Source organism: Novosphingobium sp. ES2-1, assembly GCF_015169775.1.
Taxonomy (GTDB): Bacteria; Pseudomonadota; Alphaproteobacteria; order Sphingomonadales; family Sphingomonadaceae; genus Novosphingobium; species Novosphingobium subterraneum.
Window position 1 is genome coordinate 554,048 of the sequence record NZ_CP063445.1, and the last position, 23,714, is coordinate 577,761.

General features: G+C 65.9%; 28 protein-coding genes. 22 read left to right on the forward strand and 6 right to left on the reverse strand.

Features of this window, described 5'->3' with window-relative positions; translation table 11 throughout:
• Positions 1-7 precede the first annotated feature (7 nt).
• Positions 8-1,831 (forward strand): glutamine--fructose-6-phosphate transaminase (isomerizing), encoded by a 1,824-nt coding sequence (gene glmS, locus IM701_RS02670; protein ID WP_193827708.1) that lies wholly within the window; start codon positions 8-10, stop codon positions 1,829-1,831.
• Positions 1,832-1,836: 5 nt separating this feature from the next.
• Here glmS and IM701_RS02675 read toward each other — a convergent pair whose 3' ends face one another.
• On the reverse strand, positions 1,837-2,376 hold the full coding sequence (locus IM701_RS02675; RefSeq protein WP_039338583.1) for a pseudouridine synthase: 540 nt from the start codon (positions 2,374-2,376) through the stop codon (positions 1,837-1,839).
• Positions 2,377-2,385: 9 nt separating this feature from the next.
• The gene (locus IM701_RS02680) at positions 2,386-3,060 is read right to left on the reverse strand and encodes a glutathione S-transferase family protein (protein ID WP_230487766.1); all 675 of its coding nucleotides are present in this window, start codon (positions 3,058-3,060) and stop codon (positions 2,386-2,388) included.
• A 73-nt stretch (positions 3,061-3,133) separates the two neighbouring features.
• Here IM701_RS02680 and IM701_RS02685 point away from each other — a divergent pair, with 73 nt between their 5' ends.
• The gene (locus IM701_RS02685) at positions 3,134-4,006 is read left to right on the forward strand and encodes a MipA/OmpV family protein (protein WP_230487767.1); all 873 of its coding nucleotides are present in this window, start codon (positions 3,134-3,136) and stop codon (positions 4,004-4,006) included.
• A 72-nt stretch (positions 4,007-4,078) separates the two neighbouring features.
• On the opposite strand, the gene IM701_RS02690 is transcribed toward IM701_RS02685, so the two are convergent.
• On the reverse strand, positions 4,079-4,372 hold the full coding sequence (locus tag IM701_RS02690) for an usg protein (RefSeq protein WP_052242786.1): 294 nt from the start codon (positions 4,370-4,372) through the stop codon (positions 4,079-4,081).
• 151 nt (positions 4,373-4,523) lie between these two features.
• Complete coding sequence (locus tag IM701_RS02695) at positions 4,524-5,165, reverse strand: YqaA family protein (RefSeq protein WP_039338587.1); 642 nt, start codon at positions 5,163-5,165, stop codon at positions 4,524-4,526.
• Between the two features lie 233 nt (positions 5,166-5,398).
• Here IM701_RS02695 and IM701_RS02700 point away from each other — a divergent pair, with 233 nt between their 5' ends.
• The 20 genes from IM701_RS02700 (at position 5,399) to IM701_RS02795 (ending at position 21,382) form a co-directional block, all read left to right on the forward strand.
• Positions 5,399-5,926, forward strand: coding sequence for a hypothetical protein (locus tag IM701_RS02700; RefSeq protein ID WP_193827709.1), 528 nt, complete (start codon positions 5,399-5,401; stop codon positions 5,924-5,926).
• Complete coding sequence (locus IM701_RS02705) at positions 5,919-7,256, forward strand: DNA-packaging protein (protein ID WP_193827710.1); 1,338 nt, start codon at positions 5,919-5,921, stop codon at positions 7,254-7,256. Before IM701_RS02700 ends, IM701_RS02705 begins: the two co-directional genes overlap by 8 nt.
• Before the next feature lie 129 nt (positions 7,257-7,385).
• Positions 7,386-8,561, forward strand: a complete 1,176-nt coding sequence (locus IM701_RS02710; protein WP_193827711.1) for a phage portal protein — start codon at positions 7,386-7,388, stop codon at positions 8,559-8,561.
• Complete coding sequence (locus tag IM701_RS02715; RefSeq protein WP_039338591.1) at positions 8,558-8,866, forward strand: DUF6127 family protein; 309 nt, start codon at positions 8,558-8,560, stop codon at positions 8,864-8,866. The genes IM701_RS02710 and IM701_RS02715 overlap by 4 nt, the downstream gene beginning before the upstream one ends.
• Complete coding sequence (locus IM701_RS02720; RefSeq protein WP_193827712.1) at positions 8,863-9,285, forward strand: HK97 family phage prohead protease; 423 nt, start codon at positions 8,863-8,865, stop codon at positions 9,283-9,285. Before IM701_RS02715 ends, IM701_RS02720 begins: the two co-directional genes overlap by 4 nt.
• A 77-nt stretch (positions 9,286-9,362) precedes the next feature.
• On the forward strand, positions 9,363-10,508 hold the full coding sequence (locus tag IM701_RS02725) for a phage major capsid protein (RefSeq protein ID WP_193827713.1): 1,146 nt from the start codon (positions 9,363-9,365) through the stop codon (positions 10,506-10,508).
• A 110-nt stretch (positions 10,509-10,618) separates the two neighbouring features.
• On the forward strand, positions 10,619-11,170 hold the full coding sequence (locus tag IM701_RS02730; RefSeq protein WP_193827714.1) for a hypothetical protein: 552 nt from the start codon (positions 10,619-10,621) through the stop codon (positions 11,168-11,170).
• Positions 11,167-11,325, forward strand: coding sequence for a hypothetical protein (locus IM701_RS02735; RefSeq protein WP_156135949.1), 159 nt, complete (start codon positions 11,167-11,169; stop codon positions 11,323-11,325). The genes IM701_RS02730 and IM701_RS02735 overlap by 4 nt, the downstream gene beginning before the upstream one ends.
• A 3-nt stretch (positions 11,326-11,328) precedes the next feature.
• On the forward strand, positions 11,329-11,724 hold the full coding sequence (locus IM701_RS02740) for a DUF3168 domain-containing protein (protein WP_193827715.1): 396 nt from the start codon (positions 11,329-11,331) through the stop codon (positions 11,722-11,724).
• 29 nt (positions 11,725-11,753) lie between these two features.
• Complete coding sequence (locus tag IM701_RS02745) at positions 11,754-12,161, forward strand: phage major tail protein, TP901-1 family (protein ID WP_062346116.1); 408 nt, start codon at positions 11,754-11,756, stop codon at positions 12,159-12,161.
• 6 nt (positions 12,162-12,167) lie between these two features.
• A complete protein-coding gene (locus IM701_RS02750; RefSeq protein WP_370584343.1) occupies positions 12,168-12,473 on the forward strand; it encodes a gene transfer agent family protein in 306 nt (101 codons plus the stop codon).
• A complete protein-coding gene (locus tag IM701_RS02755; RefSeq protein ID WP_193827716.1) occupies positions 12,470-12,667 on the forward strand; it encodes a phage tail assembly chaperone in 198 nt (65 codons plus the stop codon). The genes IM701_RS02750 and IM701_RS02755 overlap by 4 nt, the downstream gene beginning before the upstream one ends.
• On the forward strand, positions 12,657-13,235 hold the full coding sequence (locus IM701_RS02760) for a phage tail tape measure protein (protein WP_193827717.1): 579 nt from the start codon (positions 12,657-12,659) through the stop codon (positions 13,233-13,235). Before IM701_RS02755 ends, IM701_RS02760 begins: the two co-directional genes overlap by 11 nt.
• Before the next feature lie 18 nt (positions 13,236-13,253).
• Complete coding sequence (locus tag IM701_RS02765; RefSeq protein WP_193827718.1) at positions 13,254-15,593, forward strand: DUF2460 domain-containing protein; 2,340 nt, start codon at positions 13,254-13,256, stop codon at positions 15,591-15,593.
• A complete protein-coding gene (locus tag IM701_RS02770) occupies positions 15,590-16,408 on the forward strand; it encodes a DUF2163 domain-containing protein (protein WP_193827719.1) in 819 nt (272 codons plus the stop codon). Before IM701_RS02765 ends, IM701_RS02770 begins: the two co-directional genes overlap by 4 nt.
• Complete coding sequence (locus IM701_RS02775) at positions 16,405-16,800, forward strand: C40 family peptidase (RefSeq protein WP_193827720.1); 396 nt, start codon at positions 16,405-16,407, stop codon at positions 16,798-16,800. The genes IM701_RS02770 and IM701_RS02775 overlap by 4 nt, the downstream gene beginning before the upstream one ends.
• Positions 16,801-16,805: 5 nt before the next feature.
• The gene (locus IM701_RS02780; protein WP_193827721.1) at positions 16,806-18,998 is read left to right on the forward strand and encodes a phage tail protein; all 2,193 of its coding nucleotides are present in this window, start codon (positions 16,806-16,808) and stop codon (positions 18,996-18,998) included.
• Between the two features lie 25 nt (positions 18,999-19,023).
• Positions 19,024-19,482, forward strand: coding sequence for a DUF2793 domain-containing protein (locus IM701_RS02785; RefSeq protein WP_193827722.1), 459 nt, complete (start codon positions 19,024-19,026; stop codon positions 19,480-19,482).
• Between the two features lie 192 nt (positions 19,483-19,674).
• A complete protein-coding gene (locus tag IM701_RS02790) occupies positions 19,675-20,751 on the forward strand; it encodes an OmpA family protein (protein ID WP_193827723.1) in 1,077 nt (358 codons plus the stop codon).
• A 94-nt stretch (positions 20,752-20,845) separates the two neighbouring features.
• The gene (locus IM701_RS02795; RefSeq protein WP_193827724.1) at positions 20,846-21,382 is read left to right on the forward strand and encodes a superoxide dismutase family protein; all 537 of its coding nucleotides are present in this window, start codon (positions 20,846-20,848) and stop codon (positions 21,380-21,382) included.
• Here IM701_RS02795 and IM701_RS02800 read toward each other — a convergent pair whose 3' ends face one another.
• Together IM701_RS02800 and queC are read right to left on the reverse strand one after the other, a co-directional pair.
• Positions 21,383-22,975 (reverse strand): MFS transporter, encoded by a 1,593-nt coding sequence (locus IM701_RS02800; RefSeq protein WP_193827725.1) that lies wholly within the window; start codon positions 22,973-22,975, stop codon positions 21,383-21,385.
• Positions 22,950-23,648 carry a 7-cyano-7-deazaguanine synthase QueC gene (queC, locus tag IM701_RS02805; protein ID WP_062347250.1) on the reverse strand — a complete coding sequence of 233 codons (699 nt, stop codon included), beginning with the start codon at positions 23,646-23,648 and terminating at the stop codon, positions 22,950-22,952. The genes IM701_RS02800 and queC overlap by 26 nt, the downstream gene beginning before the upstream one ends.
• Positions 23,649-23,714: the final 66 nt, after the last annotated feature.

Here is a 23,714-nt window from a genome sequence, read left to right on the forward strand (position 1 = left end):
TCCCCAAATGTGCGGAATCATCGGAATCGTCGGCAAGGAACAGGTGGCAGACCGGCTGGTCGATGGCCTGCGGCGGATGGAATATCGCGGCTATGACTCGGCGGGCATCTGCACTGTCGAAGGCGGTCAGCTCGTGCGGCGGCGGGCCGAGGGCAAGCTCAATAATCTTGTGGCGGAACTGGCGCGCAATCCGGCCTCGGGCCTGATCGGCATCGCCCACACCCGCTGGGCAACGCATGGCGCGCCGACGACCAGCAATGCGCACCCCCATGCCACGGGTGAAGTCGCGCTGGTCCACAACGGCATCATCGAAAACTTCAAGCCGCTGCGCGAAGCGCTGATCGCGCGCGGCCGCACGTTCGAAAGCGAGACCGATACAGAAGTCGTCGCCCACCTCGTGTCCGAACAGGTCGAGGCGGGGCTTTCGCCGCAGGACGCGGTCAAGGCCGTGCTGCCGACCTTGCGCGGGGCCTTCGCCCTTGCCATCGCCTTCCGCACCCATGACGACATGCTGATCGGTGCGCGTCTCGGTTCGCCGCTGGTGGTGGGCTATGGCGTGGGCGAGACCTATCTTGGATCGGACGCGCTGGCGCTCGCCCCGCTGACGCAGCGGATCACCTATCTCGAAGAGGGCGACTGGGTGGTCATCACCCGCGATGGCGCGCAGATCTTCGATGCCGAAAACAATCCGGTCGAGCGTCCCATCGTCGCCTCGGGCGCAACCGCAGCCGCGATCGAGAAGGGCAACTACCGCCACTTCATGCAGAAGGAGATCTTCGAGCAGCCGGTGGTGGTGGCACAAACGCTGCGCTCCTACCTGCGCCGGGTGGAGCAGACCGTGGCGCTGCCGCAGATCGACTTCGATCTCGCCAGCATCAACCGCGTGACCATCGTCGCCTGCGGAACGAGTTTCTACGCCGGGATGGTCGCAAAGTACTGGTTCGAACAGTTCGCGCGGCTGCCGGTGGACATCGATGTGGCATCGGAATTCCGTTACCGCGATCCCGTGCTCGAGCCGGGCGGCCTTGCCCTGTTCATCTCGCAGAGCGGTGAGACGGCAGACACGCTGGCGGCGCTGCGGCATTGCAAGGCCGCGGGGCAGACCATCGCCGTCGTCGTCAACGTGCCGACGAGTTCGATGGCCCGCGAGGCGGACCTGCTGCTGCCGACCCATGCCGGGCCGGAAATCGGCGTAGCCTCGACCAAGGCCTTCACCTGCCAACTGGCCGTGCTGGCGGCGCTCGCGGCGCACCTTGCGGTCAAGCGCGGGCGGCTCAGCCGTGAGGAAGAGGCCGAGATCGTCGAGCAGCTGGTCGAGACTCCGGCCTGCCTCAACGCCGCGCTTGCCCACGACGAGGAGATTGCCGGCATGGCGCACCTGATCGCGCCTGCGCGCGACGTGCTCTATCTTGGCCGTGGGCCGGATTATCCGCTGGCGCTGGAAGGAGCGCTGAAGCTCAAGGAAATCAGCTATATCCACGCAGAAGGCTATGCCAGCGGCGAGATGAAGCACGGCCCCATCGCGCTGATCGACGAGGCTGTGCCGGTGATCGTGCTGGCGCCTTCCGGACCGCTCTTTGAAAAGACCGTCAGCAACATGCAGGAAGTGCGCGCCCGCGGCGGCAAGGTCGTGCTGATCTCGGACGCCGAAGGCATTGCCGAAGCGGGCGAGGGGTGCCTGGCCACCATCGAGATGCCGAAGGTCCACCCGCTGATCGCGCCGCTGGTCTATGCGGTGCCGGTGCAGTTGCTCGCCTACCATGTCGCCGTGGCCAAGGGCACTGACGTCGATCAGCCGCGCAACCTGGCGAAGTCGGTCACCGTAGAGTAACCGCTTTAGAGCGCTCGCCATTCTCCGGGCGCAATCCCGTCGAGTGTCCAGTCGCCGATCTGCCAGCGGACGAGGCGCAGTGTCGGGTGGCCGACGGCGGCGGTCATGCGGCGGACCTGGCGGTTGCGACCTTCGCGGATCGTGAGGCGCAACCAGCTGTCGGGGATCGATTTTCTCACGCGGATCGGCGGATCGCGGGGCCAGAGCGCCGGGTCGTCGATCCGCTCCGCCCTGGCGGGTAGGGTGGGGCCGTCCTTGAGCGTGACCCCCTTGCACAGCGCCTGCAGTGCGGCCTCGTCGGGCTCGCCTTCCACCTGAACGAGATAGGTTTTTGGCAGCTTGTGGCGCGGGTCGGCGATGCGGGACTGGAGGTGGCCGTCGTCGGTCAGGAGGAGCAGGCCTTCGCTGTCATGGTCAAGCCGGCCGGCCGGGTAAACGCCCGGGAAGTCTATGAAATCCGCGAGCGTGGGCCGGGGCGGGCCAGTGCGTTCGGGAGAGAACTGGCAGAGCACGCCAAAGGGCTTGTTGAACGCAATGAGGGCCATCCGCCGCGCTTAGGCGCTTGATTCCTGGGCGGCAATCGCGCGTTTCCAACTCTCGCGGGCAGAAAGCGAACTCCAGCGGTCGCGCAGCGAACTCGGCACGAACTCTTCGAGGCCGACCGACAGCGCGAGCATGATCGCATAGCCAACCGAGATGTCGGCCATGGTGAACCGTCCGGCAGCGACGAATTCCTCACCCATCATGCCTTCCGCATTCCGCAATCGCGAGCCGAACCATTCGGCGTAGTCGCGCGCGATTTCGGGGCGGCGCTCTCCGGGCCTGGCAAAGACCTGGTAGCGCAGGTGGATGGTCTGCGGGAAGGTGAGCGTCGCCTCGCCCATGACGAGGAAGTTGAGGTAGGCGGCGTAGCCTTCCTCGTGCGGGGCGACGGCGAGGTCCGTCGGGCCATACTTCGTGGCGAGGTAGTGCGGGATCGCGACGCTTTCGGTCATTCTCACATCGCCATCGATCAGGACCGGAATCGTGCCCAAGGGGTTGATTTCGTGCATGCCTTCATGCCGGTGGCGCGGCGGGAAGGGGAGGGTATGGAGCCGGTAGGGCAGGCCCATTTCCTCAAGCGCCCAGAGCGCGCGGAAGGAGCGGGCGTTCTTGCAGTGGTAGAGCGTGAGCATGGCGCGAGGATTGCGGGACAGCGTGCGCAGCACAAGGGCAAGTTTTCGACACATTGCCGCAAAGTGCTGGTCGTGAAGGCAATCCATAGGACACGACGGGTCGTTACTTACACTGAGGAGAATAAGGATGCGTGTCATTCGGGCGATGGTGCCTACTGCCCTCGGGCTTTCCCTGGCGAATCTGGCCCTGCCGCATCCGGCATTGGCGCAGACAGCGCCTTCGGCCACGGCACCCGTGCGGCCGGCGGGGCCGCCGATGGCACCCCAAGGGTGGACGATGACCGTGGGCGTGGCGCCGGTGTTCGGGATGGCCTGGGCCGGATCGAAGGACACCGCACTGTCGATCTTCCCGGACCTGCGGATCAACTACAAGGACACGCTGTTCCTTTCGGTGCAGGATGGCCTCGGCTGGAACGCGGTGAACCGCGATGGATGGAAGGCGGGGCCGATCGTGCGGACCCGCTTTGGGCGGAACGAGGATGACGGCGGATCGCCGTTCCTGATTGCCGGCGGCAGCGACGCCTTGCGCGGGATGGGCGACGTGGACATTGCCGGCGAGGCCGGCGGCTTTGTCGAGAAGCGGCTGGGCGCGAAGAAGCAGTGGCGCCTGCGGGCCGAGGTCCGGCAGGGCTTTGGCGGGCACGAGGGCGTGGTGGGCGACGTGCTGGCGCAGTACTCCGGGCGGTCGGGCAAGGTGATCTATGCGGTGGGGCCGCGCGCGACCTTTGCCAGCGGCGATTTCATGCGGACCTATTACGGGGTGGATGGCGCCCAGGCGGCGCGCACCGGGTTGGCGGTTTCGCGGCCCGATGGCGGGCTGGTTTCCTACGGGATTGGAGCCAGCCTGATCCGGCCGCTCAGTCCGAAGCGGGCGGTGGCGGTGTTTGCCGGCGTGGACCGCTTGGGCGGCGAGCCTGCGGCGAGTTCGCTGATCCGGGAGCGCGGGCAGCGCACGCAGTTTTCGGTCGGCGTGGGGTACTCGTACAGGTTCGGGCTTTGATATTCGGGGGTTGCGCTTTTGCCCACCCCCAACCCCTCCCGCCTGCGGGAGGGGGGAAGAACTAGCTGACGATCAGTTGATCGAGATCACGCCGTCGACAGCCCGCCATTCCTGTGGGCCAATCAGGTGATTGTGGGCGATGCGGACCGAGTGGAGGGCAGCCTCGATTTCGCGCCGCCAGTGATCGAGGAAGCCGTGGAGGCGCGGGAACCGGGGGGCGAGATCGTATTGCTGGAAGGCGAACATCTGCAGCAGGCTGGGGTGGTCCGGCAGGTAATAGTGGATCTGGATGGTGGTGAGGCCGTAGCCTTCCATCTGCAGCCGGATATCCTCCCCAAGGGTGTTGGCGCCTATCACACGTCCCATGCTCTTCCTTCCTTCGGTTCGGAAGGAGCACCGGCCTGAAAGGAGCGCGATGCTCCGACCCATGCAAAAGTCGCAAAGACAGTTTCAGTTGTGACGAAAAATCCTGAAGATGCGATGAACCGTCAAGAGGCGCAAAAAGCGTATTCCACAATCAGGATGCGGTAACGGGCGCGATCTGTTCGCACTTGGCCTTGGTATCCGACGTGCCGCCGCCGCCGAGCATTGTCGCGGCGATGAAGCCACCGACGACGAGCAGGACGAAGCCGACGGTGACAAGGCCGAGGTACTTGTCGATGAAGCGCTTGATCGGCGCACCGAACAGGCGGAACAGCACGCCGACGATCATGAAGCTGATCGAGCGGCTGACGATGCTGGCAAGGATGAACGGCACCAGCGGCATGGCGATGAAACCGGCGGTGATCGTCAGCAGCTTGAACGGGATGGGCGTGGCGCCCTTGATCATGATGATCTCGACCCCGTATTCGCGCAGGTAGCACGCCGCCTTGGGGAAGCTCTCGGTCAGGTGCAGCGCGGCCAGCAGCTGGGTGCCGACAGTGTCATAGAGGCCATAGCCGATTGCGTAGCCGAGCAGACCGCCCAGCACCGAGGCAATCGTGGCAACAGCGGCGAAGCGCACGGCCTTCCGGGGTTCAGCGAGACACATCAGGCCGAGCAGCGGATGCGGCGGGATCGGGAAGAAGCTTGCCTCCATGAACGCGAACAGCGCGAGCCACCATTCGGCATGGGGGTGCGCGGCCTTGGCCATGGTCCAATCGTAAAGGCGGCGAAGCATCGGGATCCCGTTCGTTGTTGCGGTTGTGCGGATAGGGGAGGCGGGGACGGAGTGCCAGACCTTCTTGTGGTTTGGTTATGCCGAAGGCCGAAGATAACCTTATTGGCACTTTTTGGTTGACTTTCCCGGTTGATTGAGTACATATCAAGAACATCGCGAGGCCGAATCGTTCTGAAAGCGCGAACGGCGGGCGATGGCGTCAAGAAAGCTCAATTCCGAAAGGGATGGTCCGCATGGCCAAGCCGAAAGTGCAGCCGGGTGCCGATGAGTCATGTGCGGAGACTGCGTGCGCAGACGTTCCTGATAGGGAACTGGCACCTGCGCCACCGGTGAAGACGAAGAAGAGCAACAGGCCGTGGCGACCGGTGTTTTTGGCCGTGCTGGCCGAAACGTCGAACGTGACGGCGGCGGCAGCGGCGGCGGACATTCCGGCCTCGCGGGCCTACAAGGACAAGCGCGACGACAGCGAATTTGCCGCCAGGTGGCGCGAGGCGCTGTGCGAGGGTTACGACCTGCTGGAGATCGAAGTGCTGCATCGGCTGCGCTTCGGCGAGCCGAAGGATGGTGCGAAGTTCGACAATGCGACCGCGCTGCGCCTGCTTTCGCAGCACCGCGAGACCGTGGCGCGCGAGCGGGCGATCCGCGACAATGCCGACGTCGAAGCCGTGCGCCAATCGCTCCATGCCAAGCTGCTGCAGATCCGCGAGCAAGTGCAGAAGCAGCGCCAGGCTGCGGCCATGGACGTGAGCGCGCATGGCTGAGCGGGCTTTGCTGGACTGGCTGTCCGATGCAAGCCCCGAGCGCGTTGCCGCTTTCGTCGAAGGACTGGACGACAAGGAGATTATCGAGTGGCCGTTCGACTGGCGGACCTGGGCGCGGGAAAACCAGCTTGCCCCGGACGACGACTGGCGGGTGTGGCTGGTCATGGCCGGGCGCGGGTTCGGCAAGACGCGGCTGGGCGCGGAATGGGTGCGCAGCGTGGCGGAGGGCGATCCGGAGGCGCGGATCGCGCTGATCGGATCATCGCTCCACGAAGCGCGCAGCGTGATGGTGGAAGGCGAGAGCGGGCTGCTTTCGATCGGGGCACCGTGGCGGCGGCCGACCTATGAAAGTTCGGTCCGGCGCCTGACTTGGCCGAACGGGGCACAGGCGTTCCTCTATTCGGCGGGCGAACCGGAAGCCTTGCGCGGGCCGCAGCACAGCCATGCCTGGTGCGACGAGATTGCCAAGTGGGACAACATGTCGAACCGGGCGCTTTCGACCTGGGACAACCTGCTGATGGGGCTGCGGCTGGGGAGCGATCCCAGGCTGGTGGCGACGACCACGCCGCGGCCGGTGCCGCTGGTGGCGCGGATCGTGGGTGGCCAGAACCCGGACAGGCGTGAAGACGTGGTGGTGACGCGGGGCACGACCTTTGACAACGCCGCGAACCTGCCCAAGCGCTTCCTTGAGGCGATGCGCACGACGTTTGGCGGGACCATGCTGGGCCGGCAGGAACTGCTGGGCGAGATGATCGAGGATCTGGCTGGCGCGCTGTGGAGCCGCCGACTGATCGAAGGTGGACGCGAAGACGCAGCGCCGCCGTGCACGCGGATCGTGATCGGGGTCGATCCTCCGGCCAGTGCACATGGCGATGCCTGCGGCATCGTGGTGTGCGGCATCGGGGATGACCGGATCGCCCGGGTGCTGGCCGACTGTTCGGTGGAACAGGCCAGTCCCGAGCGCTGGGCCCGCGCCGTCGTCAATGCCGCACAGGCCTGGTCGGCTGACCGGGTGGTGGCCGAGGCGAACCAGGGGGGCGAGATGGTGAGCGCGGTGCTGCGTGCGGCACAGGCGAACCTGCCCTTGCGCCTTGTCCATGCAAGCCGGGGCAAGGCGGCGCGGGCAGAGCCGGTGGCGGCGCTCTATGAAGCGGGGCGGGTGCGCCACGCCGGGATGTTCGCAAGGCTGGAGGACGAGTTGTGCGGAATGATGCCGGGCGGCGAATACCAGGGGCCGGGGCGATCTCCCGACCGGGCGGATGCCTGTGTCTGGGCGCTGACCGAGCTGATGCTGGGGCAACAGGCGGAGCCGCGCATCTGGTTTGATTGAAGGTTTTGGTGGGGCTGCTTGCCCACCCCCGACCCCCTCCCGCTCATCCTGAGCCTGTCGAAGGGGGGACGGGAGAAGAGAAGTGCGCCTTGCGGGGCAGTCATTCAGTTTCATCATGAAAGGCAGACTATGTCGTTCTTTCAATCGCTTGCTGCTGCCTTCAAGGGCGAGGCGGTGACGCCGCGCGCGCCGCTGGGGCGCAGTTTCGTCTCGCCGTGGATTGCCGCTTCGGACTGGCGCGGGGATAGCGCCCGGGGGCCGATCAACTATCCCGTGGCGATCCGCGAGGCCTACTTGCGCAATCCGGTGGCACAGCGCGCGGTGCGGCTCGTGGCCGAAGGAATTGGCGGGGCACCGGTCAGGGCTTCGCAACCCGAGCTTCTGGCGCTGATCAGCGAGACCAGTGCGGGCCAGCCGCTGATCGAGACGCTGGCGGCGCATCTGCTGCTGCACGGCAATGCCTATGTTCAGGTGCTTCGCGATGCCGATGGCGTGCCGGTGGAGCTGTTTGCGCTGCGGCCCGAGCGGGTGACGGTGATCCCCGATGCTGGCGGATGGCCTGCGGCCTTTGCCTACAAGGTCGGCGAGAAGGCGATGCGGATCGAGGCGACGGACGACTTCGGGCGTCCGAACCTGATCCATGTGAAGCACTTCCATCCGCTTGACGATCATTATGGCGCGGGGTGCCTGGAGGCAGCCGAGGAGGCTGTGGCCATCCACAATGCAGCGGCGGGCTGGAACCGCGCGTTGCTGGAGAATGCGGCGCGGCCTTCGGGGGCGCTGGTCTATGATCCCGGCGAGCCGGGGGCGGCGCTTTCGGCCGACCAGTTCGAGCGGATCAAGGCGGAGCTGACGGCGGCCTATTCGGGCATGGGCAATGCCGGGAGGCCGATGCTGCTGGAAGGCGGCCTGAAGTGGCAGGCGCTGGCGCTGACCCCGGCGGACATGGACTTTGCCACGCTCAAGGCGGCGGCGGCGCGCGACATCGCTCTGGCCTTCGGCGTGCCGCCGATGCTGCTGGGGATTCCGGGCGATAACACTTACGCCAACTATCGCGAGGCGAACCGGGCGCTGTGGCGGCTGACGCTGCTGCCGCTGGCGGGGAAGGTGCTCTCCGCGCTGGCCGAGGGGCTGGCGGGATCGTTTGCCGGGGCGGCGCTGAGCGTCGATCTCGATGCGGTGCCGGCGCTGGCCGAGGATCGCGAGCGGTTGTGGGCCCAGGTTTCGGGCGCGGACTTCCTTTCGGCTGAGGAGAAGCGCCAAATGCTCGGCTTTGGGCTCGGGATCGGTGAGGTGCGGGCATGACGCGCGAGGACATGCTGGCGCGGCTGGTCGCGCAGGCCGAGGACGAGGGCGGCGATCTCGTCACGTTGCGGGCGATCGTGGAAGAGGCTTCGGACCTCGGCGCGGCACGGGTGCTGAGCCGGATGGGGCTGGCTGACGATCATGCGCCGACCGACATGGCAGAGCTGCGTCAGCTGCTAGGCGCCTGGCGCGATGCCAAGGCGAGCGCGTGGAAGGCCGTGGTGACCTGGGTGGTGCGGGGCCTGCTGGCGCTGCTGCTGCTGGGCATCGCGGTGCGCACGGGCCTGATGGAGCTGGTGCGTTGAGCGCCCCGGTGCGGTTCGCGGGCTACGCCGCGATCTTCCGCAAGCGCGACAGCGGCGGCGATACGATCCTGCCGGGCGCGTTCAAGGGCAGTCTCGAGCGCAGGCTGGCCGAAGGGATGAAGCTGCCGCTGCTGTGGCAGCACCGCCCCGACCAGCGCATCGGCTGGATCGAGAGCGCAGGCGAGGACGAGCGCGGCCTGCGCGTGGTGGCACGGATCGATGCCGCGGATTCGGCGGCGGCGCGGGCGCTCAAGAACGGCGCGGTGGACGGGCTTTCGTTCGGATACCGCGTGCTCAAGGGCCGGGCGCTGCCGGGAGGGCGCGAGCTCGAGGACCTCGACCTGTTCGAGGTGAGCCTGGTGACCCGGCCGATGCAGCCGCTGGCGCGGGTCCACTACGTCGAGCCCGAGGCGGGCTGATTTTCCCGAAACCGAAGTCCCCGATGGGCCGCGCGGTCCCGTGCGACCTGTTTCATGCAGAAAGGACGTTGAGCCACATGGATAATCTGGAGATCGAAACCAAGGCCGATGCCATCGCTGAATCGTTCGACATCGTCGAGCGCCAGGATGCGCACGATGCCGCCATCGCCGCGCTGCGCAGCGCGGTGGAGGAAGTGAAAGGCCGGATCGAGCGGGCGGGCCGCATGGCGGTTCGTCCCATGCTCGCTGGCAGTGCGGAAGGCGGTCAGGAGATCAACGGCTTCATCGACGGCTATGTCCGCCATGGCCGCGAGACCGAGCTGAAGGCGCTTTCGGGCACCGTACCGGCCGATGGCGGCTTTGCCGTGCCGCAGAAGATCGACGAGATGATCGCGCGCCGCATGGTGGAGATCAGCCCGATCCGTTCGGTGGCCAATGTCGTGCAGACCGGCACTTCGGGCTTCCGTCGCCTGGTGTCGATCGGCGGCGCGGCTTCGGGCTGGGTCAGCGAGACCGGGGCGCGTCCCGAAACGGCAAGCCCCAAGCTGGCCGAGATCCTGCCGCCGACCGGAGAACTCTACGCCAATCCTTCGGCGACGCAGGCGATGCTCGATGACGCGGCGTTCGATGTCGAGAGCTGGCTGGCGGGCGAGATCGCGACCGAATTTGCTCGCGCCGAAGGTGCGGCGTTCATCAACGGTACCGGCACCAACCAGCCCAAGGGCTTCCTCACCGCCACGACCAGCGCTGCAGGCGACAATACCCGTGCCTTCGGGGCGCTGCAGTTCATCGGTTCGGGCAATGCCTCCGGCTTTGATAGTGCGCCGGAGGCCAAGCTGATCGATCTGGTGTTCCAGATGAAGGCGCCGCTGCGCCAGGGCGCAGTGTGGGTGATGAACTCGACCACGCTGGCGACGATCCGCAAGCTCAAGACTTCGGACGGCGCGTTCCTGTGGCAGCCGGGTCTGGTACAGGGCCAGCCCGATCGCCTGCTCGGCTATCCGGTGGTCGAGGCCGAGGACATGCCGGATGTGGCGGCCAATGCCTTCCCGATCGCGTTCGGCAACTTCAAGGCCGGCTACCTGATCGCGGAACGCCGCCAGACCACGATCCTGCGCGATCCCTATACCAACAAGCCCTACGTCCAGTTCTATGCCACCCGCCGCGTGGGCGGGCAGGTCATGGACAGCGATGCGATCAAGCTGCTGAGAATCACGGCCTGATCGGCGTTCGGCTGACCCTTCCGGAAGCCTGACGGCCTCCGGATGCCTGCGGCGGTTCCTCCCCCTGCCGCCGCAGGCCCCCTTTCCTTCCAAGATGACCGGAGATTGCCATGATGCGGGCAATTGTCGCGCCGCCAGCCGTGGCCTCGGCGGCGCTTAGCGAACTGAAGGCCTGGCTCGGGATTTCCCGGACCGCCGACGATGGCGAGCTGGCCTCGCTGATGCGCGCCGCGTTTGACGTGTGCGAGGGCTTTACCGGCACGATGCCGCTGCAATCGGGCTGCGAGGACGTGCTGGAAGCCAGTGGCGAGTGGCAGGCGCTCTCGGCGCGACCGGTTACCGCGATCACCGCGATGGCAGGTCTGAGCACGGCGGGTCTGCGCACGGCGCTGGCTTCGACCGATTACGAGCTGGACATTCGTGCCGATGGCACCGGCCTTGTGCGGTTGCGCCGGCCGATCGAGCAGACGCGGGTGGTGGTGACCTATGTTGCCGGTCTTGCCAGCGACTGGACCACTTTGCCCGAGGCGATCCGCCATGGCGTGATCCGGCTTGCGGCGCACCAGCATCGCGCGCGTGACGACGAGAAGAAGGCGGCAACGCTGCCGCCGGCCGTGGTCGCCGCGCTGTGGCGGCCGTGGCGGCGGATGCGCCTCGCATGATCGAGGGGCGGGCCGATGGCGCCGGGCTGGTGCGGCGGCTGACCGAGAAAGCGCAGGCGCTGGCCAAGGCGCGGGCGGCAATGCTGGCGCAGGGCAAGAGCGCGCGGCGGTGGCGCCAGGCAGGTTTGCTCTGGCCCTTGTTCGGAAAGGAATAGGCAATGGAAATTCCCTTTCGCGCCGTGCTGATCGACTGGCTGGCAAATGATCCGGCGCTGGGCGCGGCGCTCAACGCGGTGGTCGAGGAAGCACCTTCGCGCGTGGCCTTGCCGTGGCTGGCGCTGACGGCAAGCGCGAGCACCAACTGGGGCACCAAGACGCTCGCCGGGCGCGAGATCCGCGTGGCGCTGGAGCTGAACTTCCGCAGCGACGATCCGCTGGGCGGCGCGGCGCTGGTCGCGGCGATCGAGGCGCGGGTCGAGAGCCTGCCCTACGACCAGGCAGCGAGTGGTTTCCGCATTGCCAGCCTGGCGATGCTGAAGGCGCGGGCCGAACAGCGTGGCGAAGCGGTGCGGGTGGTCGTGCTGGAATATCGGGCGCGCGTGATGGCGGCCTGACACCTCATTCTGTTTCAAGGAGAACCGACATGGCAGCACAGAAAGGAAGCGCCTTTCTGCTGAAGATCAGCGATGGCGCGGCAACGCCGACCTACAACACCGTGGCGGGCCTGCGGACCACGCAGATGTCCATCAACGGCGAGGCGGTGGTCATAACCTCGAAGGATTCGGGCGGGTGGCGCGAGCTGCTTTCCGGTGCGGGGACGCGCTCGGTGACGGTGAGCGCGGCGGGCATCTTCCTTGGCAGCGCGGCTGAAGGCCAGGTGCGCGGCAATGCCCTTTCCGGGACCATCGCCGACTACGAGCTGTCGTTCGAGGGTGGCGAGAAGATGCGTGGGCGTTTCCTCGTCCAGCGGCTCGACTACTCGGGCGATTTCAACGGCGAGCGCAACTATACGATGACGCTCGAAAGCTCGGGCGTGGTGGCGCAGGTCTGATGGCGGATGCAGCCAACCCGCACCGCGGTGAAGCGGTGCTATCGCTTGGCGCAGCCGCTGGTGCTGCGCCCGACCTTCGGCGCCCTGGTGGCAGCGGAGGAGGAACTCGGCTCGCTGTTTGCATTGGTCGAGCGGGCGAGCGCCGGGCAGCTGCGGCTGGGCGAGATGGTCGCGCTGTTCTGGCACGCCTTGCGCGATCGCAACGGGCTTGAGCGCGCCGACTTTGCCGAGGCGGTGGCGCGCGAAGGACTGGCCGCCTGTACGCCGGTGCTGCGTGCACTGATCGTGCAGGTGCTGAAGGGCGGCGGATGAGCGGCACCTTCGGCAAGGTGGCAGCGCGGCTATCGGGACAGGCCGCGCTGCTGCTGGGCTGGTCACCGAACCGGTTCTGGTCGGCGACGCCCGAGGAACTGGCCACCGTCCTTGCCGCGATGCGCACGCCCGATGGCCAGGGCGTGGATCGCGGCACAATCGACAGACTGATGGAGCAAGATCGTGACGGATGAACTCGACACGCTGATGATCGACGTACGCGCCAACACGTCTGGCTTCACCGCGGACCTGGCGCAGATGCGCGGGAGCTTCGATTCGATCCTGGTCGACGGGTTCGGCCGGGCAGGCGACACGCTGGAGCGCGGACTGCTGGGTGCGATCCGGCGCGGCTCGCTGGGGTTCGAAGACTTGCGACGCGTGGCGCTGAACGTGGTCGGCGACATTGCCGCGCAGGCGGTGCAGGCCGGGATCGGCTCGATTGGCGGGGCAACGGGCGCGCAATCGGGCGGGATCGGCGGCCTGCTGACGGGACTGGTCTCATCGATCTTCGGATTGCCGGGGCGCGCCACGGGCGGGCCGGTGGCACCGGGCAGGGGTTACCTCGTGGGCGAGCGTGGTCCGGAGCTGTTCGTGCCGACGTCAGCCGGGCGCGTGGAGCCTTCGGTCGGCGGGGGGCGAGGGCGGGACGTGAACGTTTCGATCCGGATCGTCAGCCCGCAAGGCAGCAACCAGCCCGAAAGCCTGCGCCGTTCGGGCAAGCAGGTGGCGCAGGCGGTGCGCCGTGCTCTCAACGAATTCTGATCAGGCGGGGAACCGGCGATGAGTTACTGGCTGGCCAAGCGCCGCACGGTGCAGCATACCGACACGATCCAGCGCTTCGATCCGCGCTTCTGGACGGTGAATTTCCCAAGGCCCGCAATGGCCTCGGTGGTGACGACCGCGCCCGATGCGCTGCGGGTGGACGCGGTGTTCCGCAAGGCGGACGATCTGGTCGGGCTGATCTGGGAATCCGAAGACAAGTGGGATCACCCGCTGCTGGCCTATGAAACGCGGCGCGATTATTCGCGGCTGACGCTTTCGTTCCGCTGGCGATCGGGCGGGGTCCTGCCCCTTGATGCGGTAAACGGGCCGACGCTGACCATCGAGGGACGCGATGCGGCTGGCAATGCGCGGGCCTGGTACGTGCGGCTGTGGAACTATGCCAGCGGCTCGCCAACCGATGCGCAGATCACGCTGAAGTTTTCAGAACTCGACGGCGGGTTCCTGCTGCCGGCCGAAGCTGACCCGGTGCATCCGGCGGATATCGACCGGCTGTTCATCTCGCTGGTGGCGCCGGGCTATGCGCCGGGCAGTGCGACGCCGTTTGCGACTTCGGCGGCGGGGTGGGCGGAGCTTTCCGAGATTTCCTGCCAGGGGCACAAGCCGATGCTGGAACTGGGTGACGTGATGGTCCCGCCGCATGGCCTCGCCATGTGCACCGGCTATGACGACGCCTACAACCTGACGCCGGCACGACTGCTGCGGCAGATCCGGGGCCTGGGCTATCGCGGCAGCATCAACCACTACATCGGCATGAGCCACTTCTATTCGCTGGTACCGGACGGGGCAGGCGGGTTCGTGGTCGATCCCTGGCAGCCAGCGATGAACCCGGCGGCGCAAAAGTGGCATGAGGCGTTCTTCGCCGGGGCCAAGGCAATGGGGCAGACGATCATCGCCTCGCAATCCTATGAGGTGCTGGCGCAGAACTGCCCGGCGGCGTGGCAGCAGAAGGCGTGGGACGGAGCGCCGGCGCGGACGGGATGGGTGCCGCCTTCGGCACTGCTTTCGCCCGCGAACGCACAGGCGATGGCGTGGGTGCGCAAGGTTGGCGTGGCGCTGGTCGGCCTGATGCAGGGCGCCGGGCTGCCGGTGCGGCATCAGGTGGGCGAACCGTGGTGGTGGGTGACGCAGGACCGGCGCATCTGCATCTACGACGACGCGGCCAAGGCGGCGTTTGGCGGCAGTCCCGTAAACATTCCGGACATGGGCGCGAACCTTGACGCGGCGCAGAAGAGCCTGCTCGATCAGGCAGGCGCCTTGCTGGCGCAATCGACGGCGGACCTCGCCGCAGCGGTGAAAGCGGCTGCGGGCAGTGCCGGGGCGGAGACGCTGCTGCTGGCATTCCTGCCGACCGTGCTCGATCCCGTGACGCCCGAGGCTTACCGCGCGAATCTGCCCGTCGGATGGGCCTCGCCTGCTTTCGACGTGCTGCAGCTGGAAGACTACGATTGGGTCACGGCGGGCAAGGATGCGCTGCGCGCCGAGGCGCGGGTGATGGCCGAGGCGCGACTGGGCTACCCGCGATCGAAGCAGCACTACCTCTCAGGCTTCGTGCTGTTTGCGGACAATGCGGAAGTGGAATGGGCTCGCATCGATGCGGCGGCGAGCGAGGCGGCTGGCCTTGGGGTGGCGGAAACCTTCATCTGGGCTCTGCCGCAGGTTTCGCGCGACGGCTTTACCCGGCTTCCCGACAAGAGCGGAGACGAGACCATGCAATCCTTTGACGATGTCCTGTTCCCGCTGGCGCTGGGACGGGACGCTTCGGTGACGCCGGAATTCTCGACCAATGTCACGATCACGGCTTCGGGCTTCGAGCGGCGTAACAGCCTGTGGTCGGATGCCAGGCTGCGCTTTGACGTGGGGCCGGGCGTGCGGTCCGAGGCGGAACTGGGCGAGCTGATCGCATTCTTCCGGGCGCGGCGCGGGCAGGCGCGCGGGTTTCGCTTGCGCGATCCTTCGGACTTCAGCTCCAACGGGATGACCGGGGTGCCGACGCCGACGGACCAGATTCTGGGGACCGGCGATGGCGCGACTGCGCGCTTTGCCCTCTTCAAGCACTATGGCGACGGGGCCGATGCGCAGAAGCGGCGGATCACCCGGCCGCGCGGCGAATCGTTGAGGGTGAGTGTCGACGGTGCCGAGACCGGCGATTTTTCACTCGATGCCAAAGGCGTGCTGGTGTTCGCGACGGCGCCGGCCGCAGGCTCGGTGGTGCGGGCCGGCTTCCTCTTCGACGTGCCGGTGCGGTTTGCCGAGGACCGTCTCGACATTTCGGGCGCGGAATTCGCGGCTGGCGAGGCGCCGAGCGTGCCGCTGGTCGAACTGCGAGAAGACGCATGAGCCGGACCTGGTTCAGCCAGCCCCTTGAGACCGTGGCGGTGTGGTGGCGGATCGAGCGGCGCGACGGTGTGGCGCTGGGCTTCACCAGCCATGACCGCGATCTGGTATTCGCCGGGCTTCGCCACCGGACGGCGCCGGGAATGGTGCCATCGGCCGTGCGTCGGACAGCGACGCTGGAGGCGGACTCGGCAGAAGTCTCCGGCGCACTGGCGCACGATGCGATAGGCGAGGCGGAGCTTGCCAGCGGACGGTTCGACGGCGCGCGCGTGGCGATGGGGCTGGTCGATTGGGAAAGCCTGGAGTTCGAGGCGCTGTTCACCGGGACGATCGGATCGGTCGGTCGTGAGGGGGAGCAGTTCTCGGCCGAACTGGAGTCGCTCAAGCAGGTGCTGGCGCGCGATCTGGTGCCGCGCACGTCGCCGACCTGCCGCGCCGAGTTCTGTGGCGAGGGTTGCACGCTTTCTTCGGCCCGCTTCACGCATGAGGCCACGTTGACCGAGGTGGGGGCAGGCCGACAATGGGTCAGGGCCAGCGGCATTGTTGCGGCCGATTTCGCTTTCGGCTGGCTGAGGCCGGTGGATGGCGGCGATGCCGGGGCGGTGCTGCGCGTGCGCGTGGTGGATGATGGATGGCTCGTGCTCGACCGCCCCCTGGCTGAAGACGCGACGGCGGGGCAGCGGGTTGTGCTGCGTGAGGGATGCGATCACACGATTGCAACCTGTTCAGCGCGGTTCGGCAATGCCGTGAATTTCCAGGGCGAGCCGTATCTTCCCGGCAACGACCTGCTCACCCGTTATCCGGCGGCGCAAGGATGAGCCGGGCGCTTGCCGAGGCGGCGCTGGGCCTGGTGGGGGTGCCGTTCCGGTTGCACGGGCGCGATCCGGCTACCGGCCTCGATTGCGTGGGACTGGTGGCCGAAGCGCTGCGCCGCGCCGGGCGGCAGCCTGATCCGCCCGAGGGCTATGCGCTGCGTTCGACCAGTGTGGCGCGGTTCCTGCGCTGCGCCGCGGCAAGCGGGCTGACGGAATGTGCGGACGGTGGCGATGTTGTGTTGTGCCGAGTCGGGCCGGTGCAATCGCATTTGGCGGTGCGCGTGCCTGGCGGCTTCGTTCATGCACACGCTTCATTGGGCCGAGTGACATTTCTGCCCGGGCCGCTTCCATGGCCGGTCAGCCTGCAATGGCAACTGGCAGACGAGAAGGATTGATTGCGATGGCAACCCTGCTTCTTACCGCCGTGGGCACCGCATTCGGCGGGCCGCTGGGCGGTGCGATCGGCGCTCTGCTCGGACAGCAGATCGACGGCGCGGTATTCGGCAAGCGCAAGGTCGAGGGGCCAAGGCTCAAGGAGCTGTCGGTCCAGACTTCCAGCTATGGGTCGGCATTGCCGATGCATTTCGGCCGAATTCGTTCGTCGGGCAGCGTGATCTGGTCGACCGAACTGGTCGAGCACAAGCAGAAGAACGGTGGCGGGAAAGGCCAGCCCTCTGTCACCAGCTATACTTACACCGCATCTTTTGCAGTCGCCGTATCGAGCAGACCCGTTACGGGGATCGGGCGCATCTGGGCAGACGGCAACCTTCTGCGCGGGGCGGCAGGCGATCTGAAAGTGGGCGGAAGCGTCCGCGTGCATCGAGGTTATGCCGACCAGGCTCCTGATCCGCTGCTCGTGCAGGCCGAAGGCGCAGCGCTGAATCCGGCTTATCGTAGCTTGGCCTATGTCGTGTTCGAGGATCTCGAGCTGGCCGATTTCGGCAATCGTCTTCCTTCCCTGACCTTCGAAATCCTGGCCGACGAAAGCGCGGTCAGTGCGGCCGACGTCGTGCAGTTCCTGCTGCCGACCGCCGACGTCTCGGGTATCGGTTCGCTTACGCTGGCAGGATATTCCGTCGAGCAGGGCGGGGTGGCTGACGCGGTGGCTACGCTGGCCGAGCTATCGCCGATTGCCTGCACCGTGGCCGACGAGAGGTTGCGCTTCCGGCTTGGCGACGACAGCCAGGCAACTACCCTTTCCTTGCCGCAGCCGTGTGCCGGCGGCGAATCCGCCGAGGATGCGCGTGCAAGCGGCTGGTCGCGTCGGCGCGAGGCGCTTCCGGTGTCGCAGCAATGTGCGGTCCGCTACTACGATATCGGGCGGGACTATCAGCCGGGCCTGCAGCGCAGCATTGGCCGCAGTGCCCCCGGAGACGTGGCTACCATTGAACTCCCGGCGGCGATGACGGCCGCTGAAGCTAGCGTCATTGCGGATCGCGCAGCGCGCCGTCGGACGATTGCGCACGACACCCTTCGTTACCGCATAACCGAGATCGACCACGCTTTTGCCCCCGGTGCCATTGTGACCACTCCCGTCACCGAAGGCCGGTGGCGAGTGGAGCAATGGGAATGGCAGGCGGACGGGGTAATGCTGGACCTGGTCGCAGTGCCGCCATCCGCACCTGTGGATACGACGATCAGCGATCCGGGCCGGGCGAATCAGGCTCTCGATCTGCAACCGGGACCGACGTCGCTGGCAGCGTTTGAATTGCCCTGGGACGGCGTGGGCGATCCGACTACAGTCAAGCTTCGAGTGGCTGCTTCATCTCAAAGCGCCGGGTGGACCGGTGCCTCCTTGTTCGTCCAAGCCGGCGATGGTCAGCTTGCGGCAATCGGATCGACAGGCCGACGCCGCGCAGTCCTTGGGCGCACCCTTACGCAACTGCCCGCAGGGACGCCGCTGATGTTCGACGCACATGCCACGGTTGATGTGGCACTTGTGCCGCAGGATGCAGCGTTAGCTGACGCGACATGGGCCCAATTGATGCAAGGCAGCAATCTTTCATACCTCGGATCAGAGCTCATCCAGTTTTCGCGCGCAGAAAGGCTTGCGAACGGAACATGGCGCATCAGCGGCCTCCTTCGCGGGCGTGGGGGGACTGAGGCAGCCATCTCCAACCATGCCAGCGATGAGCCTTTCGTGTTGATCGATGATTCCCTGACAATGATCGATCCATCGGACGTGGCCGAAGGACTTCAGATCGCAGCGCTCGGGCTTGGCGACGCGGAAGTCGTCACAACCGAGGTGATCAACCGCGGCATAGGCTTGCGACCATTGGCCCCAGTCCACGGCGAGGCAAAACGCCTCGCCGATGGGGGGCTGCAATTGGACTGGATCCGGCGATCGCGCGGTGGATGGGCTTGGCTGAACGAGCTCGATGTCCCTCTCAATGAGCCTCAGGAACTCTGGCAGATCGCTTATGGCACTGCGGACGCGGTGAACGTCACCTGGAACACGACCGAGCCACGCCTGCGGCTTACATCCGCGCAGGTTTCAGCCCTGGGCCCGGCGACCGAGGCGCACCGCTTCAGCATCCGGCAGGTGGGAAGGACCTCCCTGTCATTGCCGCTGATCGTCACGGCACCAGAATGACCCGCCAGTATGAAAAGGGAAACCAATGACTGACCCTATCAGCTATTCGACGTCGACCGCACGACTGGGTCTCCCGCTGCTCTTTGCCGGCCAGGCGCAGAAGGAGACCACGGTGAACGAGGCGCTTGCCTTGCTGGATATTTGCGTGGCCGGTTCTGTCCAAGGCGTTCTGAGTGATCCGCCGACTGCCCCTGTGATCGGACAGGCATGGATCGTGGGGGCAAGTCCGACCGGGCCATTCGCCAACCACCAAAACGCGATTGCGGGCTGGACGGAAGGGGGCTGGCGGTTTGTGCAGCCAGTCATCGGCATGCGCTGCTATGATCTCCAGAACGGCGCCAACCGCCTGTTTGACGGTGGCTGGACTCTTGCAACGGCCCCGGCCAGCCCGCAAGGTGGAGCAGTTGTCGATGCCGAGGCACGGGCCGCGATCGCAGCCTTGATCGAACTGCTTAAAGTAACCGGCACAATTTCAGCGAACTAAGTGGAACCAATTCCCTCTAGCGGCATTTCACCGGCACATGAGGGCGCAATCATCGAGAATTTGCACTGCACAATGGAGGCAATCCGTTGTTTTCATGCAACACTCGGTGTGTTTGTCCGCTTGCATGACCACTTTGGAACCGGTAGACAACCTGCACGACGTGGCATGATGTCGCTAAAAGGGGAAACGATAATGCGGAAACTGGTCCTGGGCCTTGCCCTGGCGTCGAGTGCCTTGGCATCTCCTGCGTTTGCACGAGATGATTCTTGGTACGTCGAGGCCGACGCTGGCGCGATGAAGGTTGAAGACTCGGAAGCACTTAACGGTGGGATCGTTCTGAGCAACCACGATGGGTACGACTTCGGTGGTATCGTCGGTTATGACTTCGGCGGCTTCCGCCTTGAAAGCGAAGTCAGCTACCGTCGTGCATACAATGACTCGGTCGACATCGGCGGTGTGGTGCGTGACAACCCGCAGGGGCATGCTGACGCGCTGAGCTTCATGGTCAACGGTCTGCTTGACTTCGGTCCGGACGATGGCCTCCAGGGCTTCGTTGGCGGTGGTGTCGGCGTCGCCCGCTCCAAGTACTTCATCAACGCTGGTAACTCCACCGTCGGCGTCCAGGTCAATGACTCCGACACCGGTTTTGCATGGCAGGCTCTGGCCGGTATCCGTGCGCCGATCAGCGATCATGTCGATGTGGGCCTGAAGTATCGCTTCTTCAACCACAACAACGTCGATCTGGTTGCTGCTGACGGCACCGCTGCTCGTACGCGCTTCCGTTCGCACTCGATCCTCGGCACGCTCAGCTACAACTTCGGTGGCGCGGCTCCGGTGGAAGAAGCGGCTCCGCCGCCGCCTCCCCCGCCGCCTCCGCCTCCCCCGCCTCCCCCGCCGCCCCCGCCGCCGGCTCCGGTCTGCAACAAGGGTCCGTACATCGTGTTCTTCGACTGGGATAAGTCGGACATCACGCCTGAGGCGGCTACGATCCTCGACAACGCGGTTACCGCCTACGGCAACTGCGCGAGCGTTCCGATCATGCTGGCCGGTTATGCCGACCGTTCGGGTACCGTGAAGTACAACCAGGCCCTTTCGGAGCGCCGAAACGTGTCGGTCCGGTCGTACCTGACCTCGCATGGCATTCCGGATGGCTCGATCACCAGCCAGGCATTCGGCGAAAGCAACAACCGCGTTCCGACCGCCGACGGCGTTCGCGAACTTCAGAACCGTCGCGTGGAAATCACGTACGGTCCGGGTTCGGGCATGTAAGCTTCGGCTTTGCCGGAAAAAGAACGAGGGGTCGGAGAAATCCGGCCCCTTTTTCGTTATGAGCTAGGGCGCCAACTGATCGGAGACCGTTGTAATGCTATCTAAGGCCGCAATCCTGCCTCTCTCCTGCTCGCTTCTGCTGGGCGCATGTGCAACGATGGACCAGGCGGACCAGACATCGACGCTGGCACGGGCTACGCTTTCAGACGCTGCGGGCGCTTCGGTAGGCACTGTCAGGATCGAGCAGTCGGGGACTGCGCTCTCGCTCGTTGCCGATGTGCGGGGAATGTCGACCGGGCAGCATGGGATCCACATGCATACGACCGGAAAGTGCGAGGCTCCGGGCTTCACATCGGCCGGTGGTCATTTGAATCCCACCGCTCACCAACATGGCACGATGAACCCCGCCGGCCCGCACCTGGGGGATCTTCCGAACATCACCGTTGCAGCTGACGGGACCGGGACGTTGAGCGCGCCCCTCAGCGGTACAGCCGCCACGGTGCTGGCCAGCCTGTTCGATACCGATGGCACTGCCATCGTCGTCCACGCCGGGCCGGACGATTACAAGACCGACCCCAGCGGCAACAGCGGGGGCCGCGTTGCCTGTGGTGTACTTACCCAGGGCGCCTGATCAGGCGAGGGTTTCCCCGGCTGCGCGTGCCCGCTGATCGAGGCTGGCCAGCGCTCCGGGGACACTGCGAATTGCCACGATAAGAAGAACGAGCCCGATCGGCGCTGCCGCAAGCGTGGACAGCACCCCAAGCGATAGATCTTCGCCGTTGGTAGCCGACACGTAGCCCGCCATGAACGGCCCGAGCGCGAGACCGACCAGCGTGGTGGCGAGGAAGAACGTGGCCGTGGCAGTGCCCCGCATGCGCGGCAGGACCAGGGATTGACTGGTTGCCGCGGCACCGCCCAGCGCGCTGCTCGACATCGTCTGCGCCACAAACAGCATGGCGACGAAAGTTGCGAAGCTGTCGGTCCGGAAGGCAATGACCATTGGGACGATAGGCGCAATCAGCCCGAACAAGGTCACCATGATCCGCCCGGCAGAATGTCGTTTGTACAGATGGTCGGCAATGCGGCCACCAATGATCACGCCGAGGAACCCGGCCAAGGCACCGGGCGCGCCGATGAACCATCCAAGGTCACCTTTGGCAATGGCGAACACGCGCTCGGCGTAAGGAGCGGCCCAGTAGGACGTGGCGTACGAAGTGAACGCCACCATGCCGTATCCAAGCGTCGTGCACAGGAATGCAGGGGTTCCCCAGATCAGGCGGAAGGTTGGCAGGTCGCGCGCCCGCAAGGCGCTTGCCCAACTGTAGACCGCGTAAAGGCCAACCCCCACGAAGATCCATTGCTGACGCGTCGGTCGTCCCAGCAGCATGGTAAGTGCGTAGACCCCGCCGGCAATGACCACGGCCACCGCGAGATTGGCGATCAGGGCCATGGCGCCGCGCCGCGCAGCGCCGATCAGCGTCAACGGCGGGATCACCGTAACGAGTTCTGCGAAAAATCCCTTGAAAGGGCGCTCCACGCTGGGCGTTGGCAGTCCGTCGATGGCGCCGCGTATGGGTTCGCGCAGGGTGGCAACGAGCAAGGCCAGAAGCACTCCGGGCAGGCCAACGGCCATGAAGGCTGCCTGCCAGCCAACAAGGCCGAAGGGGCCTCCTGCGGGGTACGCCGCGTTCCATTGCTCGACGATAAGGCCCCCCACCAGCAGGGACAGGCCGCCCCCCAGGAACAACCCGGAGGAGTAGATCGACAAGGCGGTTGCGCGCAGCCTTTGCGGGAAGTAGTCCGAAATCAGGGAATAGGCCGCCGGGCTCGCCGTCGCCTCTCCTACACCGACGCCGATGCGCGCGGCGGTGAGTTGTCCCCCGGTCCGAGACAGGCCCGAGACCGCTGTCATCAGTGACCACAACGCGAGTCCGGCACTCATCAGGCGGACTCTATGCCAGCTGTCGGCGAGACGGCCGAGGGGAATGCCGAACAGCGAGTAAAACACTGCAAAGGCGGTTCCGTAAAGGAAGCCGAGGTCCGCGTCGGTAAGCGACAGGTCCTTCTTGATATCGTTGGCCAAGATCGAAAGGATCTGCCGGTCAACGAAATTTAGGACGTAGACTAGCACCAGAATGCTCAAGACGTACCAGCTGTACGCAGTCGCTTCCTGTTCCTGAGGGTGCGTCGGGTCCGTGCTAGTCGCTGTACCGGGTTCCGTCATTCAGGCCTGCCTCTTCAAACCCTGCGCGTCGCAGGCGACAACTGTCGCATACGCCGCAGGCTCTCCCATCGGTCAGGGGATCGTAGCAGGACCAGCTCTGGCCAGCATCGAGCCCCAGTCGCGCTGCTTCCTGCGCGATCTGTGATTTCTTGAGGTGTTGGAGCGGGGCATGGACAGTTACTGTCCCACCCTCGCTGCCGATCTTGGTGGCGATCCGCGCCAGGCCTTCGAAGCCCTGCACGAACTCCGGCCGGCAATCGGGGTAGCCTGAATAGTCCAGGGCGTTCACCCCGATGAACAGGTCCTTCGAGCCAGCAGCTTCTGCCCAAGCCAGGGCGAGCGACAGAAACACGAGGTTACGGGCCGGGACATAGGTCACCGGGATGTCGTCTCCCACGCCGTCCTTGGGCACGTCGATATCCGCAGTCAGCGCAGAACCGCCGAACTGGCGCAAGTCCAGTGGCAGGATGACGTGGCGTTCCACGCCGACGCGCTCTGCGATCACGCGCGCCGCGTCGAGCTCAATGCGGTGCCGCTGGTTGTAATCAATCGTCAGCGCAAGAACGCGGAATCCCTGCTCCTTGGCCAGCCCTGCGCAAACCATCGAATCGAGTCCGCCCGAAAGGAGAACGACTGCGAGAGGAGCTTGGGCGACTTCAGGGCTTTGCAACATTGCCAATGGGCTAGCCGTGCCGCCGGCCCGATGCAATGGTCTCGCGCGTAACTTTATGCTTCCTGT